Raw genomic sequence first — 17,817 nt, forward strand, 5'->3', positions numbered from 1 at the left:
TGATGTGTATTGAAGAGTGATATGAAAATTGGTGGGATAACGGTCATTTATTTATAGCAGGCAAAGCAAAAAGGCCATCCTTGCGGATGGCCTCTTGGCTTAATTGATGCCTGGCAGTGTCCTACTCTCGCATGGGGATACCCCACACTACCATCGGCGCTACGGCGTTTCACTTCTGAGTTCGGCATGGGATCAGGTGGGACCACCGCGCTATTGCCGCCAGGCAAATTCTGTTTCATTCCAGCCGTCATTTCCATGACCACCAGAACCAATCTCGGAACGCGCTGAAAATCTCTCAAATCAAAACACTTTTGGTGTTGTAAGGTTAAGTCTCACGGATCATTAGTACTGGTTAGCTCAATGCATCGCTGCACTTACACACCCAGCCTATCAACGTCTTAGTCTTAAACGTTCCTTCAGGGGAATCAAGTTCCCAGGGAAGACTCATCTCGAGGCAAGTTTCGCGCTTAGATGCTTTCAGCGCTTATCTTTTCCGCACTTAGCTACCGGGCAATGCCATTGGCATGACAACCCGAACACCAGTGGTGCGTTCACTCCGGTCCTCTCGTACTAGGAGCAACCCCTCTCAATCTTCCAACGCCCACGGCAGATAGGGACCGAACTGTCTCACGACGTTCTAAACCCAGCTCGCGTACCACTTTAAATGGCGAACAGCCATACCCTTGGGACCTACTTCAGCCCCAGGATGTGATGAGCCGACATCGAGGTGCCAAACACCGCCGTCGATATGAACTCTTGGGCGGTATCAGCCTGTTATCCCCGGAGTACCTTTTATCCGTTGAGCGATGGCCCTTCCATTCAGAACCACCGGATCACTAAGACCTACTTTCGTACCTGCTCGAGCCGTCACTCTCGCAGTCAAGCTAGCTTATGCCTTTGCACTAACCTCACGATGTCCGACCGTGATTAGCTAACCTTCGTGCTCCTCCGTTACTCTTTGGGAGGAGACCGCCCCAGTCAAACTACCCACCAGACACTGTCCTCACCCCGGATTACGGGGCCGAGTTAGAACATCAAACATTAAAGGGTGGTATTTCAAGGTTGGCTCCACGCAGACTGGCGTCCACGCTTCAAAGCCTCCCACCTATCCTACACATCAAGGCTCAATGTTCAGTGTCAAGCTATAGTAAAGGTTCACGGGGTCTTTCCGTCTTGCCGCGGGTACACTGCATCTTCACAGCGAGTTCAATTTCACTGAGTCTCGGGTGGAGACAGCCTGGCCATCATTACGCCATTCGTGCAGGTCGGAACTTACCCGACAAGGAATTTCGCTACCTTAGGACCGTTATAGTTACGGCCGCCGTTTACTGGGGCTTCGATCAAGAGCTTCGCCTTGCGGCTGACCCCATCAATTAACCTTCCAGCACCGGGCAGGCGTCACACCGTATACGTCCACTTTCGTGTTTGCACAGTGCTGTGTTTTTATTAAACAGTTGCAGCCAGCTGGTATCTGCGACTGGCTTCGGCTCCGAGAGCAAGTCTCTTCACCTACGCGCCAGCGTGCCTTCTCCCGAAGTTACGGCACCATTTTGCCTAGTTCCTTCACCCGAGTTCTCTCAAGCGCCTTGGTATTCTCTACCTGACCACCTGTGTCGGTTTGGGGTACGATTCTGTGTTACCTGATGCTTAGAGGCTTTTCCTGGAAGCTTGGCATCAACTACTTCTGCACCGTAGTGCATCGTCATCACGCCTCAGGGTTGAATAAGCAACCGGATTTACCAGGTCACTCCCCCTACACGCTTAAACCGGGACAACCGTCGCCCGGCTAGCCTAGCCTTCTCCGTCCCCCCTTCGCAGTAACACCGAGTACAGGAATATTAACCTGTTTCCCATCGACTACGCCTTTCGGCCTCGCCTTAGGGGTCGACTCACCCTGCCCCGATTAACGTTGGACAGGAACCCTTGGTCTTCCGGCGAGCGGGTTTTTCACCCGCTTTATCGTTACTTATGTCAGCATTCGCACTTCTGATACCTCCAGCAACCCTCACAGGCCACCTTCAACGGCTTACAGAACGCTCCCCTACCCAACAACGCCTAAGCGTCGCTGCCGCAGCTTCGGTGCATGGTTTAGCCCCGTTACATCTTCCGCGCAGGCCGACTCGACCAGTGAGCTATTACGCTTTCTTTAAATGATGGCTGCTTCTAAGCCAACATCCTGGCTGTCTATGCCTTCCCACATCGTTTCCCACTTAACCATGACTTTGGGACCTTAGCTGGCGGTCTGGGTTGTTTCCCTCTTCACGACGGACGTTAGCACCCGCCGTGTGTCTCCCGTGATAACATTCTTCGGTATTCGGAGTTTGCATCGGTTTGGTAAGCCGGGATGGCCCCCTAGCCGAAACAGTGCTCTACCCCCGAAGATGAGTTCACGAGGCGCTACCTAAATAGCTTTCGGGGAGAACCAGCTATCTCCCGGTTTGATTGGCCTTTCACCCCCAGCCACAAGTCATCCGCTAATTTTTCAACATTAGTCGGTTCGGTCCTCCAGTTAGTGTTACCCAACCTTCAACCTGCCCATGGCTAGATCACCGGGTTTCGGGTCTATACCTTGCAACTATTCGCCCAGTTAAGACTCGGTTTCCCTACGGCTCCCCTATACGGTTAACCTTGCTACAAAATATAAGTCGCTGACCCATTATACAAAAGGTACGCAGTCACCCAACTAGTAGGCTCCCACTGCTTGTACGTACACGGTTTCAGGTTCTATTTCACTCCCCTCGCCGGGGTTCTTTTCGCCTTTCCCTCACGGTACTGGTTCACTATCGGTCAGTCAGGAGTATTTAGCCTTGGAGGATGGTCCCCCCATATTCAGACAGGATGTCACGTGTCCCGCCCTACTCATCGAACTCACAATTAATGCATTTTAGTGTACGGGACTATCACCCTTTACTGTGCGACTTTCCAGACGCTTCCACTAACACAAGAACTGATTCAGGTTCTGGGCTCCTCCCCGTTCGCTCGCCGCTACTGGGGGAATCTCGGTTGATTTCTTTTCCTCGGGGTACTTAGATGTTTCAGTTCCCCCGGTTCGCCTCATACGACTATGTATTCATCGTATGATAGTGCAACGAATTGCACTGGGTTTCCCCATTCGGGTATCGCCGGTTATAACGGTTTATATCACCTTACCGACGCTTATCGCAGATTAACACGCCCTTCATCGCCTCTGACTGCCTAGGCATCCACCGTGTACGCTTAGTCACTTAACCTCACAACCCAAAAGTGTTTCCACAATTGTGCTGCTACATTTGAGAGACTCTATGACAGGGTACTCCTTACTCCAGTACTTCTACGGAGGAGTAAGTTTCAGCTGTCATGTTTCAATTTTCAGCTTGTTCCAGATTGTTAAAGAGCAAAATACTTCGCAGCATACTGTCGCCAGTACACTCTGAAGTATTGAAATACAGGACTATATGGTGGAGCTAAGCGGGATCGAACCGCTGACCTCCTGCGTGCAAGGCAGGCGCTCTCCCAGCTGAGCTATAGCCCCATACAGTCACGTGCAGTACCTTTTCCACTTCAAGAAGTGGTAGGCCTGAGTGGACTTGAACCACCGACCTCACCCTTATCAGGGGTGCGCTCTAACCACCTGAGCTACAAGCCTATAAAGGTATTTCTGCTCGTTACTTTCTATCAGACAATCTGTGTGAGCACTTCACGCAATCAATATCATTAGGTAAGGAGGTGATCCAACCGCAGGTTCCCCTACGGTTACCTTGTTACGACTTCACCCCAGTCATGAATCACAAAGTGGTAAGCGCCCTCCCGAAGGTTAAGCTACCTACTTCTTTTGCAACCCACTCCCATGGTGTGACGGGCGGTGTGTACAAGGCCCGGGAACGTATTCACCGTAGCATTCTGATCTACGATTACTAGCGATTCCGACTTCACGGAGTCGAGTTGCAGACTCCGATCCGGACTACGACGTACTTTATGAGGTCCGCTGGCTCTCGCGAGTTCGCTTCTCTTTGTATACGCCATTGTAGCACGTGTGTAGCCCTACTCGTAAGGGCCATGATGACTTGACGTCATCCCCACCTTCCTCCGGTTTATCACCGGCAGTCTCCTTTGAGTTCCCACCATTACGTGCTGGCAACAAAGGATAAGGGTTGCGCTCGTTGCGGGACTTAACCCAACATTTCACAACACGAGCTGACGACAGCCATGCAGCACCTGTCTCAGAGTTCCCGAAGGCACTAAGCTATCTCTAGCGAATTCTCTGGATGTCAAGAGTAGGTAAGGTTCTTCGCGTTGCATCGAATTAAACCACATGCTCCACCGCTTGTGCGGGCCCCCGTCAATTCATTTGAGTTTTAACCTTGCGGCCGTACTCCCCAGGCGGTCGACTTAACGCGTTAGCTCCGGAAGCCACGCCTCAAGGGCACAACCTCCAAGTCGACATCGTTTACAGCGTGGACTACCAGGGTATCTAATCCTGTTTGCTCCCCACGCTTTCGCACCTGAGCGTCAGTCTTTGTCCAGGGGGCCGCCTTCGCCACCGGTATTCCTCCAGATCTCTACGCATTTCACCGCTACACCTGGAATTCTACCCCCCTCTACAAGACTCTAGCTTGCCAGTTTCAAATGCAGTTCCCACGTTAAGCGCGGGGATTTCACATCTGACTTAACAAACCGCCTGCGTGCGCTTTACGCCCAGTAATTCCGATTAACGCTTGCACCCTCCGTATTACCGCGGCTGCTGGCACGGAGTTAGCCGGTGCTTCTTCTGCGAGTAACGTCAATGTAATGTGCTATTAACACACTACCCTTCCTCCTCGCTGAAAGTGCTTTACAACCCGAAGGCCTTCTTCACACACGCGGCATGGCTGCATCAGGCTTGCGCCCATTGTGCAATATTCCCCACTGCTGCCTCCCGTAGGAGTCTGGACCGTGTCTCAGTTCCAGTGTGGCTGGTCATCCTCTCAGACCAGCTAGGGATCGTCGCCTAGGTGAGCCATTACCCCACCTACTAGCTAATCCCATCTGGGCACATCTGATGGCGTGAGGCCCGAAGGTCCCCCACTTTGGTCCGAAGACGTTATGCGGTATTAGCTACCGTTTCCAGTAGTTATCCCCCTCCATCAGGCAGTTTCCCAGACATTACTCACCCGTCCGCCGCTCGTCACCCAGAGAGCAAGCTCTCCTGTGCTACCGCTCGACTTGCATGTGTTAGGCCTGCCGCCAGCGTTCAATCTGAGCCATGATCAAACTCTTCAATTAAAAGCTTGATTTGCTTCAACCTGTCTTTTACAAGAACAGGCAAGCGATGCTCGAAAATAACTTTCGTAATAGTCGTTCAGTTGGACAAGCCAACAAAACAACTTATTGCTTGGTCACTCTTCAAGACTTGATATTTTTTCGAACCCGAAGGTTCTGGATATCGTCTTGTGGAGTGCCCACACAGATTGTCTGATAAATTGTTAAAGAGCAGTGAGTTAGCCGCCGTAGCTTGCTATCTCGAGGTGGCGTATATTACGCTTTCCTCTTTCAGAGTCAACCCCTAAATTTCAGGATTTTTTCTCTTCGAACCCCGGAGACTCTGTGAAGTTGTTCACATGTTCCGTGTCGATGGAGGCGCATTATAGGGAGCTGGTTCAGAATGACAAGGGTTTATATTCACTTTTTATCTGACCGCTCACTATTCATGCACAACGCCTACTAAACCCGCTTTTTGATGGCTTCCGGCAGGTCTGCCAGGCTGTTTATCACCCAATCCGCCAGTTTCTCACCTTGCTCAGTGACAGGTTTGCCGGTACGCACCAGCACTTTAGTCCCGACGCCTGCCGCTATTGCTGCCTGCATATCTTCCGGTTTATCGCCAACCATATAAGAAGCAGCCATATCAATGTTCAATTCCTGCTGCGCCTGCAACAACATGCCCGGCTGAGGTTTACGGCAGTCGCACACCTGACGGAACTCTTCTACTACTGCATCAGGATGATGTGGACAGAAATAGATACCGTCCAGGTCAACATCGCGATCGGCCAGCGACCAGTCCATCCACTCGGTCAGGTACATAAATTGGTCTTCGCTGAACATGCCGCGCGCGATGCCGGACTGGTTGGTCACCAGTACCAGAGCAAAGCCCATCTTTTTGAGTTCGCGACAGGCGTCAATCACGCCATCTATAAAGTGGAAATTATCGATTTCATGAACGTAGCCATGATCGACATTAATCGTGCCATCACGATCGAGGAAAATTGCTGGAACGCTTTGTGTCACCGGTTTGCTCCTGAGGGCCTGAAAACGCCGACAGTATCGCATGTTTTACCCGGCACTGAGAACGGCAGAGAACAGCGTTGATCGTTGACTTGGACGTCTAGACGCCTTAACATCTGACTCATACCTTGGTCCACGCCAGGGTTTACTTTTATCTAGCCACGGGCAACCACGCTAAAATAAGAAGAATATGATTAAACTTTCTAACATCACCAAAGTGTTCCAGCAGGGTTCGCGCACCATTACCGCGCTCTCTGACGTGACTCTTCACGTCCCTGCCGGGCAAATTTATGGCGTTATCGGTGCATCAGGCGCCGGTAAAAGTACCTTAATCCGCTGCGCCAACATGCTTGAGCGTCCTACCTCCGGCCAGGTACTGGTTGACGGACAGGATCTGACCTCGCTGTCTGAAGGCGAACTGACGCGCGCTCGCCGTCAGATCGGTATGATATTCCAGCACTTTAACCTGTTGTCTTCCCGCACGGTGTTTGGCAACGTTTCATTGCCGCTTGAGCTGGACAACACCCCACGCGCTGAAATCAAAAAACGCGTAACCGAATTGCTGGAACTGGTCGGACTGTCAGACAAGCATGACGCCTACCCGGCCAACCTGTCGGGCGGCCAGAAGCAACGCGTGGCGATTGCCCGTGCGCTGGCAAGCCAACCTAAAGTCCTGCTGTGTGATGAAGCCACCAGCGCGCTGGACCCGGCCACCACCCGTTCAATTCTGGAACTGCTGAAAGACATTAACCGTCGTCTCGGTCTGACCATCCTGTTGATCACCCATGAAATGGATGTGGTGAAACGCATCTGCGATCAGGTTGCGGTTATCAGCCAGGGTCAATTGATTGAAAAAGACAGCGTCAGCGAAGTGTTCTCGCACCCGAAAACTCCGCTGGCCCAGCAGTTTATTCAAGCCACGCTGCATTTGGATATCCCGGACGACTACGCAAAACGCCTGGCACCGGAACGCAGTGGCGGCCGTCAGCCCCTTTTGCGTCTGGAGTTCACCGGCCAATCCGTTGATGCGCCGCTGCTGTCAGAAGCCGCCCGTCGTTTCAACGTTAACAACAACATTATCAGTGCGCAGATGGATTATGCCGGCGGCGTTAAATTCGGCGTGATGCTGGCAGAGCTGCATGGCAGTGATGAAGACGCGCTGGCAACGATTAAGTTCCTGCAGGAAAATCAGGTAAAAGTAGAGGTTCTGGGTTATGTCTGAGGCAATGATGTGGTTAATGGCTCGTGGCGTGTGGGAAACCGTCATGATGACCTTTGTCTCCGGCTTTTTCGGTTTCGTACTCGGCCTGCCGGTTGGCGTGCTGCTGTATGTGACCCGCCCGGGGCAAATCGCCGCTAACAACACGCTATATAGAACGCTGTCCGGGCTGGTGAACGTTTTCCGTTCCATTCCGTTCATTATTCTGTTGGTGTGGATGATTCCATTTACTCGTTTGATCGTTGGTACCTCGATCGGCCTGCAGGCAGCTATCGTACCGCTGACCGTGGGCGCGGCGCCGTTTATTGCCCGTATGGTGGAGAACGCCCTGCTGGAGATCCCATCCGGTCTGGTGGAGGCCGCCCGCGCTATGGGGGCAACCCCGATGCAAATCATCAAGAAGGTGCTGCTGCCGGAAGCCCTGCCGGGCCTGGTTAACGCCGCCACTATCACCTTGATCACTTTGGTGGGTTATTCCGCCATGGGTGGCGCAGTCGGCGCAGGTGGTCTGGGACAGATTGGCTATCAGTACGGTTATATCGGTTATAACGCCACAGTAATGAATACCGTATTAGTATTACTGGTGGTGCTGGTCTATCTGATTCAGTTCTTCGGTGATCGGATCGTCAAGGCCGTCACCCATAAGTAGTTTTTACAGCAACTGCGCTCACACAGCGTATTTCAAATGCGAGTCTAATGAGGAAGGGATATGTCGTTAAAATTTAAATCCATCGCGGCAATCGGCGCACTGATCGGTACTCTGGCTCTGGCAGGCTGCGGTCAGGAAGAAAAAGATCCGAACCATATCAAAGTCGGCGTCATTGTCGGTGCTGAACAGCAGGTCGCTGAAATCGCGCAAAAAGTAGCAAAAGAGAAATACGGTCTGGACGTCGAACTGGTGACCTTCAATGACTACGTGCTGCCAAACGAAGCGCTGAGCAAAGGCGATATCGATCTGAACGCCTTCCAGCACAAACCTTACCTGGATCAGCAGATCAAGGATCGCGGCTACAAGCTGGTGTCGGTCGGCAACTCCTTCGTTTACCCGATTGCCGGTTACTCCAAGAAAATCAAATCGCTGGACGAACTGAAAGACGGCTCTCAGGTTGCGCTGCCTAACGACCCAACCAATCTGGGCCGCTCCCTGCTGCTGCTGCAGAAGGTTAACCTGATCAAACTGAAAGACGGTGTTGGCCTGCTGCCGACCGTATTGGACGTGACTGAAAACCCGAAAAACCTGAAGCTGGTTGAACTGGAAGCACCACAGCTGCCACGCTCCCTGGACGACCAACAAATCGCTCTGGCGGTGATCAACACCACTTACGCCAGCCAGATTGGCCTGACGCCGGCAAAAGACGGCCTGTTTGTTGAAGATAAAGACTCACCGTACGTTAACCTGCTGGTTGCCCGCGAAGATAACAAAGACGCGGAAAACGTGAAGAAGTTCGTTCAGGCTTATCAGTCTGACGAAGTTAATGAAGCGGCCAACAAGATCTTTAACGGTGGCGCAGTTAAAGGCTGGTAATCATTAATTACCGAATTTATTCCTATAATTGCAAGACGGGCTACGGCCCGTCGAGAGAGTTGGCATAGTTCTTTGCGGCTAAAAATAATGATTTATTCCTAATGAAAACAAAGAATTAGATCTTCTGAATTACCCCAAACACCCGAAAACCACGTTTTTCGGGTGTTTGTCTTATATCTAGACGGGCTACGGCCCGTCTTGTTATTTCCACCATAGATTGCTTCAATAGCGCCACTTAACTAATTCCATCAAGGCAGAGGAATCTCAATGCGTGCTTTACCTCTCTGTTTGTTAGCGCTTGCGCTGGCAGGGTGTTCGTCGCAGCGTTTCGCACCCCCGTCCACAAGCAGCACCAGCAAACCGGCAGTAACCACTCCGACCAAACCCACACCAGCAGCGCGTCCGGCACCGGTTAAACTGTACAAAAGTGCAGAAGAATTAGTGGGTAAACCATTCCGCGATCTGGGTGAAGTCTCTGGCGAATCCTGCCAGACAACCGTTCAGGACTCACCACCGAATCTGGCGACCGCTCGTAAGCGCATGCAAATCCGCGCCTCTTATATGAAGGCTAATGCCGTGCTGTTGCATGACTGCCAGATTGTCAGCGGTGTTGCCGGCTGTTACCAACAGGCCATTTGCCAGGGTTCAGCGCTTAACGTTTCGTCCAAATGACCGAATTTGTTTTCAACCAGATCGGTACCATCCGTTCACCGTATAAAGAAAAGTTCGCCGTCCCCCGCCAACCGGGGTTAGTCGAAGACGGTGGCGGTGAGTTGGTGCTGCTGCCGCCCTATAATCAGGCGGAAGCGGTACGCGGACTCAGTGAGTTCAGCCATCTGTGGGTGATGTTTATTTTCCATCAAACCATGGAAGGTGGCTGGCGCCCCACTGTCCGGCCACCGCGCCTCGGCGGTAATGCCAGGATGGGAGTTTTTGCCACCCGCTCAACCTTCCGCCCCAATCCGCTCGGCATGTCGCTGATCGAATTAAAAGGCATACGTGTGCAGGGCGGAGAAGTGGTGCTGGAGTTGGGCAGTCTCGATCTGGTTGACGGCACGCCGGTGGTGGATATCAAACCCTATCTGCCATTTGCCGAAAGCCAGCCGCAAGCCCGCGCCGGGTTTGCTCAGGCAGCGCCTGCCGGTGATATGCCGGTATGCTTTGCACCAGAAGCGGAACAACAGTTGCTGCAACATCAGCGGCGTTATCCGCACCTGCGGCGCTTTATCAGTCAGGTGCTGGCTCAGGATCCGCGTCCAGCCTACCGCAAGGGGCAAGCAGCAGAACGGGATTATGCCGTCTGGCTACTGGATTTCAACGTGCGCTGGCGAGTGGTGGGTCAACAAACCGAGGTGCTGTCTCTCGACCTGCGTTAAAATTCCACCATCTCTCTTTTGACAACCCGCTCGCACTGGTAAACTAAATCACTTTCGAAAATTTTGGCTGCCCTACTACTGGCAGCCGGTTGCAATTTGCAGTTCTAACGGAACCAAAACACCATGCGTACTAGCCAATATCTGCTCTCCACCCTGAAGGAGACACCTGCCGATGCCGAAGTGATCAGCCACCAGCTGATGCTGCGCGCCGGGATGATTCGCAAGCTGGCCTCCGGTCTTTATACCTGGCTGCCAACCGGCCTGCGCGTTCTGAAAAAGGTTGAAAACATCGTTCGCGAAGAAATGAACAATGCTAACGCGATCGAAGTTTGCATGCCGGTGGTACAGCCTGCCGATCTGTGGCAGGAAAGCGGCCGTTGGGAACAGTACGGCCCTGAGCTGCTGCGCTTTGTCGATCGCGGCGATCGTCCATTCGTGCTGGGTCCAACCCACGAAGAAGTGATCACCGATCTGATCCGTAACGAGATCAGCTCTTACAAGCAGCTGCCGCTGAACTTCTTCCAGATTCAGACCAAGTTCCGTGATGAAGTCCGCCCACGTTTCGGCGTCATGCGCTCGCGTGAATTCCTGATGAAGGATGCTTACTCGTTCCATACCTCGCAGGAATCGCTGCAGGCAACCTACGAAGCGATGTACGAAGCCTACAGCAAAATCTTCAGCCGCATGGGGCTGGACTTCCGTCCGGTACATGCCGATACCGGCTCGATCGGCGGTAGTGCATCACACGAGTTCCAGGTACTGGCCGACAGCGGTGAAGACGATATCGTGTTTTCTACCGGCTCCGACTTTGCCGCCAATATCGAACTGGCAGAAGCGGTTGCACCGGCTGAGCCGCGTGCGGCAGCCAGTGAAGAACTGCGCATTGTGGATACCCCGAACGCCAAGACCATTGCTGAACTGGTAGAACAATTCCAGCTGCCGGTGACGAAAACCGTCAAGACGCTGCTGGTGCGTGCTAAAGAAGAGAGCGGCCACAAGTTGGTTGCCCTGTTGGTGCGTGGCGATCACGAACTGAACGAAATCAAAGCCGAGAAGCTGCCGCAGGTTGCTGCTCCGTTGGTCTTTGCTACCGAAGAAGAGATCCGCGCTATCGTAGGTGCAGGCCCTGGTTCACTCGGCCCGGTCAATTTGCAGGTTCCCGTGGTTGCCGATCGCAGCGTAGCGGCGATGAGTGATTTTGGCGCCGGTGCCAACATCGACGGCAAACACTACTTCGGCATCAACTGGGAGCGCGATCTGCCGCTGCCACAGGTTGCCGATATCCGTAACGTCGTTGAAGGCGATGCCAGCCCGGACGGTAAAGGCACACTGCTGATCAAACGCGGTATTGAAGTGGGCCATATCTTCCAGCTCGGCACCAAATACTCGGAAGCGATGAAAGCCACCGTTCAGGGTGAAGATGGCCGTAATCAGGTGCTGACCATGGGTTGTTACGGTATCGGGGTCACCCGCGTGGTCGCTGCCGCTATCGAACAGAACCATGACGAACGCGGTATCATCTGGCCTGACGCTATCGCGCCATTCCAGGTGGCTATTCTGCCAATGAACATGCACAAATCCTTCCGCGTGCAGGCGCTGGCGGAGGAGTTGTACAACACTCTGCGTTCCCACGGTATCGACGTGATCCTCGACGACCGTAAAGAACGTCCGGGCGTGATGTTCGCGGATATGGAACTGATTGGCGTACCGCACTCTATCGTGATCGGCGACCGTAACCTCGACAGCGAAGAGATTGAGTACAAAAACCGCCGTGTCGGCGAGAAGCAAATGATTAAAACCGGCGAAGTCATTGATTTCTTGCTGGGACAGATCAAGCGCTAATCCACTTTCGCAGAAACTAAAAACCCGCCTAGGCGGGTTTTTTTGTAGCGGTTATTTGCTGTCGCAATTTTTACTGCGGTCGAAGGCTATTTTATCGTCCGGCACCAGCGCCTTCTCGGTTAACCCCTCTTCCATTGACGGCTGAACGCTAAAGTGGCCGTTCAGCGTCAGGAACACCGGTTCGCCCGGCGTTTTGTACGCCTTGGCATACCCCTGCTCCAGCGCGATTGTATTGTCGACCGGGAACGTTTTACCGGTGGCGCAATCTTTGAACACTGCCGCATCCGCCATGTAGGTGTAGCTGCCTTTCAGCGCCATCGGCGTTTTAGGCAAGGCTTTCTCTACCGGATCAAGACGGTAATTCAACTGCGACTCAATCGGCATGCCGGTTTGATCCAGCATTTCCAAACTTTTACCCACCGGGCGGAAATAACGCTTGTCACCACGGCTGTCGGTCAGCACCAGCTTATCGGCGGTACGCGCCCATTTACCGTAGTCGGCAAAGGTTTGATCGCCGTCTTTGGTGCCGCGATAGGTTTCCTGCAGGACGAAAGTACCGTCTTTATCCAGGAATAATGCGGTATCCAGACCACCGCAGTCAGCGCAAGGCAGCACGCCCTGATAACTTTGTTGCATCGCCTGAAGCGGTTGTTCTTTCGGCTGAAAGTGGTTATTACATCCCAGTAACGAAAGTGCCCCTGCCGCTAAAAACAGGGCCAGTGTTATTTTCTTCACAGTTATTCTCCTACTGTGTTCATGTGTCCTTAAGTGCGGATCTTGCCGCGCAGCGCTTTAGTCGCGCCTTTCCGTACCTTGCCTTCCAGACGACGTAATTTTGCCCCTTTGGTGGGCTTGGTCGCCCGGCGAGTTTTTTCTACCACCATCGCCTGCTGGATCAAAGTGACCAGTCTGGCCAACGCCGCCTCGCGGTTTAATTCCTGACTGCGATATTCCTGCGCTTTGATAATCACCACGCCATCGGCGGTAATTAAATGATTATTCAGGGCCAGCAGCCTTTCCTTATAATACTCTGGCAGGCTGGATGCCCGGATGTCAAAGCGCAAATGGATAGCCGTTGAGGTTTTGTTCACGTGCTGGCCACCCGCGCCCTGCGCGCGGATCGCCGTCAATTCCACTTCGTTATCCGGTATGGCTACATTTCTTGACAGTTCAAGCACCGGTCACACCTGCGCCTGTTGCCACTCGGCAAACTGGATTTCCAGACTATTCTGAGCATCGGAAAGCCAGATAGTTCCCTCTTGCAGCGTGGCCTGCAGCGTCATATTGCGGCTGGCCAACGCCGCCAGTTTGGCTAATTGTTCATCATCCAGGAAACGGATGCTTAGGTTTTTGTGGTTTGCCACCTTGCCTTGCATCGATTGCCACCACACGTGGCCGGCACGCTCGCCGTAAGCATACAGCACCACTCGCGGTGACTGGTTGCAGGCCTTCTTGATGCGTTTTTCATCCGGCAGGCCCATTTCAATCCACATTTCCAGCCCGTTATGATCGTTTCGCCGCCAGATTTCCGGCTCATCATCGGCGCTCAGGCCTTTGGTAAACACCAGACGCTCATCGGCATGACAGATCCAGGCCAGCAAACGCAGCATCATGCGCTGTTCAGTTTCGGAAGGATGCTGGGCCAGGGTAAGCGTGGCGTCGTGGTAGAAGTGACGATCCATATCAGCGATATTGACCGTGGCTTTATAAATAGTAGCTTTCAGCGCCATGGGTGACCTCATTATTATCAGGCGACAGTGTACTAGATTTGGCCCAACCGCGGCCAGCACCGCCGGGCAAAGCCCGGTGCGAAAGCCGCGCTGAGGTGCTAATAACTCCACAATAGCTGTGCTATAGTCGTCTAGGATAGAGTCAAGCTCCGAGTGCCTGCGCCTCATCGCTATAAGGCTTCGATGACGCAGAGGTTCTTAAGGGAGGAAACTGTGCAACAATACTGTGAGTTAGTACGCCGTTTTTACGCTGAGATCGGCAGTGGTGATCTCGGCTACGTGCCTGATGCGTTAGCATGTGTATTAAAGGCATTGGACGAAGTTGCTGCGAATAGCACGCTACCGTCCTCCGTTAGGGAACAGGCGGCCTTTGCCGCCGCTAACTTATTGGTGAGCGACTATGTTGATGAATGATGAGTACCAATCCATCAATTGCGATGACTATGAAAGCCTGGAACTCGCCTGTCAGCATAACTACATTCTGAAGCTGGAGTTACGCGACGGAGAAAAATTCGAAGGCAAAGCCACCGAGCTGAAGTTTACCAAGGGCGTTGAGTACCTGATTATCGATCGGGCCGGCGACGCTCTCAGCTTGCGTCTGGATCACATCCTCAGTTTCAGTCATCCGGAAATCGGTACCGTGGTCGTCAGCCTGTCTGATTGATTTAGCGGTAACGCCATCCCAACAGGGCAGCCCAACGGCTGCCCTCGTCATTTATGGTTTGAGGCTGGCTAGGGTTTGAGACTGGAATAGTAGGCCGCCAGATCGGCAATATCCGCATCAGACAGCGGGGAAACGTAGGCTTTCATCACTTCCGCCTGTCCTCCGTTACGCTCACCCTTCTTATAAGCCTGCAACGCATGCTCCAGATACATGGCGTTTTGCCCAGCCAGATTCGGGTACATGGGCATCGACACCTTCCCTTCAGCCCCATGGCACGCCATACAACTGGCGGACTTGTCCTTACCCGCAGCCGCATCGCCCGCCGCCATTACAGGCAGGCTGAACAGACCCAACATCACCGCCATTGCGCTCACAAATTTCATCATGGTTCCTCAGTCTAATTATTATTTTTTACGCCAATGCAGCCGCCAGGGCTGCTGCCCTTCAGGCGTTTGTCCGGCCTCGCTGACAAAAACCCCCAGCGCCGCAATCAGCTGGTCATCATAATAGATCAACGGGATACGCTCACGCTGCCACGGAGGAATACCCAACTCCTGCCACAATTTTTTGATCGGACGAGAATGCGCGCGCCCCAGGATGCGGTGTTTGCCCTGAGCGCTAAAACGAATGCTCACTTTTTGCTGTGATTGCGGCGCACGCAAACAGATGTCTCCTTCCCCACTGACCAGTTCACCCAACCCATCCGGCAGCATCAGCGAATCATCCAATGACCAGCTTAGACTGATTTCACGCAGATCGGCCATCAGCGGCAGCAGATACAAGCGGCGGCGGAAGCGGCGAAACTGATATTGTCCCAATTGCAGCTGGGGTTCGGCGTCTTCGCGGCTAAGCGCCACTTCTTCCCATAACCGCTGCAACTGTTCGCGAGAAGGCATGGTAACGCCAAATAGCGCGATCCAACGGCGTAACAAGGCGAAACGTCGGGCCGCTGAGCATCCCAGCAAACCATCAATCGCCAGCGCACGGTCTTCATCGAGCAGCATATGCAGTTGCTCTGCCAGCAACTCATCCAGCAATTGCTCTTGCTCGGCGCACAGGCTGGCACTACGTGCCGTCGCTGCAGCAAAGTGCGGCCAGCGCTGATTCAGTAGCGGCAACACCTGCAGGCGCAAAAAGTTGCGGTCGAAGCGTGGGTCCTGATTGCTGTCGTCTTCAATCCAACTGAGCTGATGTTGCTGCGCATAGGCCTCCAACTGCTGGCGAGAGTGACCCAACAGTGGACGCAGCAAATGATTATTCTCCAGCGACGTCTGTGCAGCCATGGCCGACAGGCCCGCCGGACCACTGCCACGTTTTAGCGCCAGCAGGAAGGTTTCACATTGGTCGTCAAGGTGTTGCGCGGTAAGCAAGGTTTCATCAGCCGCCAGCGTACTGGCAAAAGCCGAGTAACGTGCCGCCCGGGCTGCGGCTTCGATACCGCCCTGCTGGCTATCAACCTGCACGCGCTGAACCACCAGGGGGAGCTGCCAGGCAACGCATTGTTGCCGACAGTGTGTTACCCACTGGTCGGCAAAAGCACTCAGGCCGTGATGCACGTGCACCGCGCGAAGCTGCAAGTCCGGCAATTGCTGCCGTAACCCTACCAGCAGATGCAATAGCACGCTGGAGTCCAGCCCGCCACTGAATGCCACCAGCAAGTGCCGGTGTGCACCCAATTGGCGGGCTAGCTGTGCGGATAATTGATTGTTATTCATTGATTAGGCTTAATGACGTCCAGATAGCTGCACGTTAACCCCCGTCATACCATCAATCAAGCATTAACCGCACGGATATGACGGCCGGACAGCAACCACCACATGGCCAACACCGCCACCACTGCCGCCGTACAGCCCATCGCCCACCAGCCAATTTGAGCAAACAGGTGAACATAGGCCTGCGCCGTCGCGCCTGTTGCCGGGTCTTCAGCGGTCTGGCCGGCAATAATACCGGCCAGATAATTGGCTATCGAGCCGGTGGTCAACATATAGATGCCGGTCAGCACCCCGGTAGCGCCAGGGATATTCAGTCGGGTAATCTGTGCCATGGCGACCGGATCGATAAACAGTTCGGCAAGCCCCATCACCGACAGCCCGGCGATCATCAGGCTCATCGAGCCCTGGCCGTAACGGGCGTTAAGCGCCATCAGGGTAAACCCCACGCCAATCAGCAGTAAACCAAAGGCGAACTTTCCCCAAATCCGCAGAGTGGGGTTGCCATTGCCGTTACCCCGCACCAGCCAGGCCAGCATCACACCGCCAAACATCACGGCAAAAGCGTTAACCGACTGGAACAATGCGGTCGGCACCGTCCAGGAAAACCATTGGCGGTCGACAAAGTGATCGATAAACAGGCTGATCGAACTACCGCCCTGCTGGGCAAAGGCCCAGAACAAGGTGCCCAACAACATCAACATCACTATCTGCCACAGCCCACGGCGCTGCACTGTTGTAGCCCGGGCCATTATACGGATCACCATCACGACGGCGGCGGCACACACCAGCATCAGTAATTGGCCGGCCAGGTCGTAAATGAACAGTGAAGTGAAGAACAGAGGGGCCAACAGCAGCATGGCACCAAGCCATACCCAGTTAGGTACTCGCAGCGTGGTGACGCATATCTGCGCCCGATCCACACCGCGCGTATGGCTGAAATGACGGCTGCCGAACAGGAAGATCGTCAACCCGGCCAGCATGCCGATACCCGCCAGCGCAAAGCCGACGTGCCAGCCGTAACGTTCTGCCGCCAGCCCACAGGCAATCGGCGCCAGGATCGAGCCCACGTTACCGGCGGCATACAGCAGTGAAAAGCCCCCTTCCCGGCGCGAGTCCTGCGGTTGATACAACTCGCCCAGCAGGCAGCTGATATTGGATTTAAACAGGCCGTAGCCACAGATGATGATCGACAGCGAGAGATAGAGTGATTGTGTCGATACGGCGCTCAGGCCGAGAACGATATGGCCCAGCGTCATCAATACCGCTCCGGCAATGACCGCTACGCGGTTGCCCAGCAGGCGATCGGCAAGCAGGCCGCCGAGGATCGGCGTGACATAGACCAGAGAAGCGTAAGCGCTATAGAGGCTAATGGCGCGGCTATCGGAATAACCAAGTTGGTGGGTAAGATAGAGAATAAGTAACGCACGCATGCCGTAAAAGCTGAAATATTCCCAAATTTGTATGGCTACGACATAGTAGATTGCGCGCGGCTGTGAGGGTGTTTTCATG

15 protein-coding genes, 2 tRNA genes and 3 rRNA genes are annotated in these 17,817 nt (G+C 53.7%); 8 read left to right on the forward strand and 12 right to left on the reverse strand.

Going from position 1 to position 17,817, the window contains the following annotated elements:
* Window positions 1–108: 108 nt before the first annotated feature.
* The 6 genes from rrf to gmhB form a co-directional block, all read right to left on the reverse strand.
* Window positions 109–224 (reverse strand): 5S ribosomal RNA (gene rrf, locus SERS4_RS0119935).
* 97 nt (window positions 225–321) lie between these two features.
* Window positions 322–3,230, reverse strand: a 23S ribosomal RNA gene (locus SERS4_RS0119940).
* A 205-nt stretch (window positions 3,231–3,435) separates the two neighbouring features.
* Window positions 3,436–3,511, reverse strand: a tRNA-Ala gene (locus SERS4_RS0119945).
* A 37-nt stretch (window positions 3,512–3,548) separates the two neighbouring features.
* A tRNA-Ile gene (locus SERS4_RS0119950) sits at window positions 3,549–3,625 on the reverse strand.
* Between the two features lie 73 nt (window positions 3,626–3,698).
* A 16S ribosomal RNA gene (locus SERS4_RS0119955) occupies window positions 3,699–5,241 on the reverse strand.
* The 16S, 23S and 5S rRNA genes sit together here with 2 tRNA genes alongside, the layout of an rRNA operon.
* Before the next feature lie 438 nt (window positions 5,242–5,679).
* A complete protein-coding gene (gene gmhB, locus SERS4_RS0119960; RefSeq protein ID WP_017893778.1) occupies window positions 5,680–6,243 on the reverse strand; it encodes a D-glycero-beta-D-manno-heptose 1,7-bisphosphate 7-phosphatase in 564 nt (187 codons plus the stop codon).
* Between the two features lie 187 nt (window positions 6,244–6,430).
* Between gmhB and metN the strand changes: the two genes are divergently transcribed.
* From metN to proS, 6 genes are all read left to right on the forward strand, one after another.
* Window positions 6,431–7,462 carry a methionine ABC transporter ATP-binding protein MetN gene (metN, locus tag SERS4_RS0119965; protein ID WP_012146459.1) on the forward strand — a complete coding sequence of 344 codons (1,032 nt, stop codon included), beginning with the start codon at window positions 6,431–6,433 and terminating at the stop codon, window positions 7,460–7,462.
* On the forward strand, window positions 7,455–8,108 hold the full coding sequence (locus tag SERS4_RS0119970; protein WP_012146460.1) for a methionine ABC transporter permease MetI: 654 nt from the start codon (window positions 7,455–7,457) through the stop codon (window positions 8,106–8,108). The genes metN and SERS4_RS0119970 overlap by 8 nt, the downstream gene beginning before the upstream one ends.
* 60 nt (window positions 8,109–8,168) lie before the next feature.
* The gene (locus SERS4_RS0119975; protein WP_004952177.1) at window positions 8,169–8,984 is read left to right on the forward strand and encodes a MetQ/NlpA family lipoprotein; all 816 of its coding nucleotides are present in this window, start codon (window positions 8,169–8,171) and stop codon (window positions 8,982–8,984) included.
* Between the two features lie 267 nt (window positions 8,985–9,251).
* The gene (rcsF, locus tag SERS4_RS0119980) at window positions 9,252–9,656 is read left to right on the forward strand and encodes an Rcs stress response system protein RcsF (protein WP_012146461.1); all 405 of its coding nucleotides are present in this window, start codon (window positions 9,252–9,254) and stop codon (window positions 9,654–9,656) included.
* A complete protein-coding gene (tsaA, locus tag SERS4_RS0119985) occupies window positions 9,653–10,360 on the forward strand; it encodes a tRNA (N6-threonylcarbamoyladenosine(37)-N6)-methyltransferase TrmO (RefSeq protein ID WP_012146462.1) in 708 nt (235 codons plus the stop codon). The genes rcsF and tsaA overlap by 4 nt, the downstream gene beginning before the upstream one ends.
* A gap of 123 nt (window positions 10,361–10,483) precedes the next feature.
* Window positions 10,484–12,202 carry a proline--tRNA ligase gene (gene proS, locus SERS4_RS0119990; RefSeq protein WP_012146463.1) on the forward strand — a complete coding sequence of 573 codons (1,719 nt, stop codon included), beginning with the start codon at window positions 10,484–10,486 and terminating at the stop codon, window positions 12,200–12,202.
* Between the two features lie 51 nt (window positions 12,203–12,253).
* On the opposite strand, the gene nlpE is transcribed toward proS, so the two are convergent.
* The 3 genes from nlpE to SERS4_RS0120005 are packed head-to-tail and all read right to left on the reverse strand — an operon-like array spanning window position 12,254 to window position 13,932.
* The gene (nlpE, locus tag SERS4_RS0119995; RefSeq protein ID WP_017893779.1) at window positions 12,254–12,937 is read right to left on the reverse strand and encodes an envelope stress response activation lipoprotein NlpE; all 684 of its coding nucleotides are present in this window, start codon (window positions 12,935–12,937) and stop codon (window positions 12,254–12,256) included.
* A 29-nt stretch (window positions 12,938–12,966) separates the two neighbouring features.
* The gene (arfB, locus tag SERS4_RS0120000; RefSeq protein WP_012146465.1) at window positions 12,967–13,380 is read right to left on the reverse strand and encodes an alternative ribosome rescue aminoacyl-tRNA hydrolase ArfB; all 414 of its coding nucleotides are present in this window, start codon (window positions 13,378–13,380) and stop codon (window positions 12,967–12,969) included.
* Between the two features lie 3 nt (window positions 13,381–13,383).
* Window positions 13,384–13,932, reverse strand: coding sequence for a YaeQ family protein (locus tag SERS4_RS0120005; RefSeq protein WP_012146466.1), 549 nt, complete (start codon window positions 13,930–13,932; stop codon window positions 13,384–13,386).
* A gap of 213 nt (window positions 13,933–14,145) precedes the next feature.
* On the opposite strand from SERS4_RS0120005, the gene SERS4_RS0120010 reads away from it, so the two are divergent.
* Both SERS4_RS0120010 and rof read left to right on the forward strand, forming a co-directional pair.
* Window positions 14,146–14,346, forward strand: a complete 201-nt coding sequence (locus SERS4_RS0120010) for a YaeP family protein (protein WP_012146467.1) — start codon at window positions 14,146–14,148, stop codon at window positions 14,344–14,346.
* On the forward strand, window positions 14,339–14,596 hold the full coding sequence (gene rof / locus SERS4_RS0120015; RefSeq protein ID WP_368040125.1) for a Rho-binding antiterminator: 258 nt from the start codon (window positions 14,339–14,341) through the stop codon (window positions 14,594–14,596). Before SERS4_RS0120010 ends, rof begins: the two co-directional genes overlap by 8 nt.
* Before the next feature lie 68 nt (window positions 14,597–14,664).
* Here the strand turns inward: rof and SERS4_RS0120020 are convergent, their stop codons facing one another.
* The 3 genes from SERS4_RS0120020 to dtpD are packed head-to-tail and all read right to left on the reverse strand — an operon-like array spanning window position 14,665 to window position 17,816.
* Entirely contained in the window at window positions 14,665–14,982 is a 318-nt protein-coding gene (locus SERS4_RS0120020) for a cytochrome c (RefSeq protein WP_026142508.1), read from the reverse strand.
* Between the two features lie 18 nt (window positions 14,983–15,000).
* Window positions 15,001–16,311: a tRNA lysidine(34) synthetase TilS gene (gene tilS, locus SERS4_RS0120025; protein ID WP_017893782.1), complete on the reverse strand. Its 1,311-nt coding sequence runs from the start codon at window positions 16,309–16,311 to the stop codon at window positions 15,001–15,003.
* Between the two features lie 56 nt (window positions 16,312–16,367).
* On the reverse strand, window positions 16,368–17,816 hold the full coding sequence (gene dtpD / locus SERS4_RS0120030) for a dipeptide permease DtpD (protein ID WP_017893783.1): 1,449 nt from the start codon (window positions 17,814–17,816) through the stop codon (window positions 16,368–16,370).
* Window position 17,817: the final 1 nt, after the last annotated feature.

The organism is Serratia sp. S4, assembly GCF_000347995.1.
Taxonomy (GTDB): domain Bacteria; phylum Pseudomonadota; class Gammaproteobacteria; order Enterobacterales; family Enterobacteriaceae; genus Serratia; species Serratia quinivorans.

Bases quoted from the DNA above. Each gene is read 5' to 3' on its own strand.
- metN (WP_012146459.1), top strand. From the start codon at position 6,431: ATGATTAAACTTTCTAACATCACCAAAGTGTTCCAGCAGGGTTCGCGC.
- SERS4_RS0119970 (WP_012146460.1), top strand. From the start codon at position 7,455: ATGTCTGAGGCAATGATGTGGTTAATGGCTCGTGGCGTGTGGGAAACC.
- SERS4_RS0119975 (WP_004952177.1), top strand. From the start codon at position 8,169: ATGTCGTTAAAATTTAAATCCATCGCGGCAATCGGCGCACTGATCGGT.
- rcsF (WP_012146461.1), top strand. From the start codon at position 9,252: ATGCGTGCTTTACCTCTCTGTTTGTTAGCGCTTGCGCTGGCAGGGTGT.
- tsaA (WP_012146462.1), top strand. From the start codon at position 9,653: ATGACCGAATTTGTTTTCAACCAGATCGGTACCATCCGTTCACCGTAT.
- proS (WP_012146463.1), top strand. From the start codon at position 10,484: ATGCGTACTAGCCAATATCTGCTCTCCACCCTGAAGGAGACACCTGCC.
- SERS4_RS0120005 (WP_012146466.1), bottom strand. From the start codon at position 13,932: ATGGCGCTGAAAGCTACTATTTATAAAGCCACGGTCAATATCGCTGAT.
- rof (WP_368040125.1), top strand. From the start codon at position 14,339: ATGAATGATGAGTACCAATCCATCAATTGCGATGACTATGAAAGCCTG.
- SERS4_RS0120020 (WP_026142508.1), bottom strand. From the start codon at position 14,982: ATGATGAAATTTGTGAGCGCAATGGCGGTGATGTTGGGTCTGTTCAGC.
- tilS (WP_017893782.1), bottom strand. From the start codon at position 16,311: ATGAATAACAATCAATTATCCGCACAGCTAGCCCGCCAATTGGGTGCA.
- dtpD (WP_017893783.1), bottom strand. From the start codon at position 17,816: ATGAAAACACCCTCACAGCCGCGCGCAATCTACTATGTCGTAGCCATA.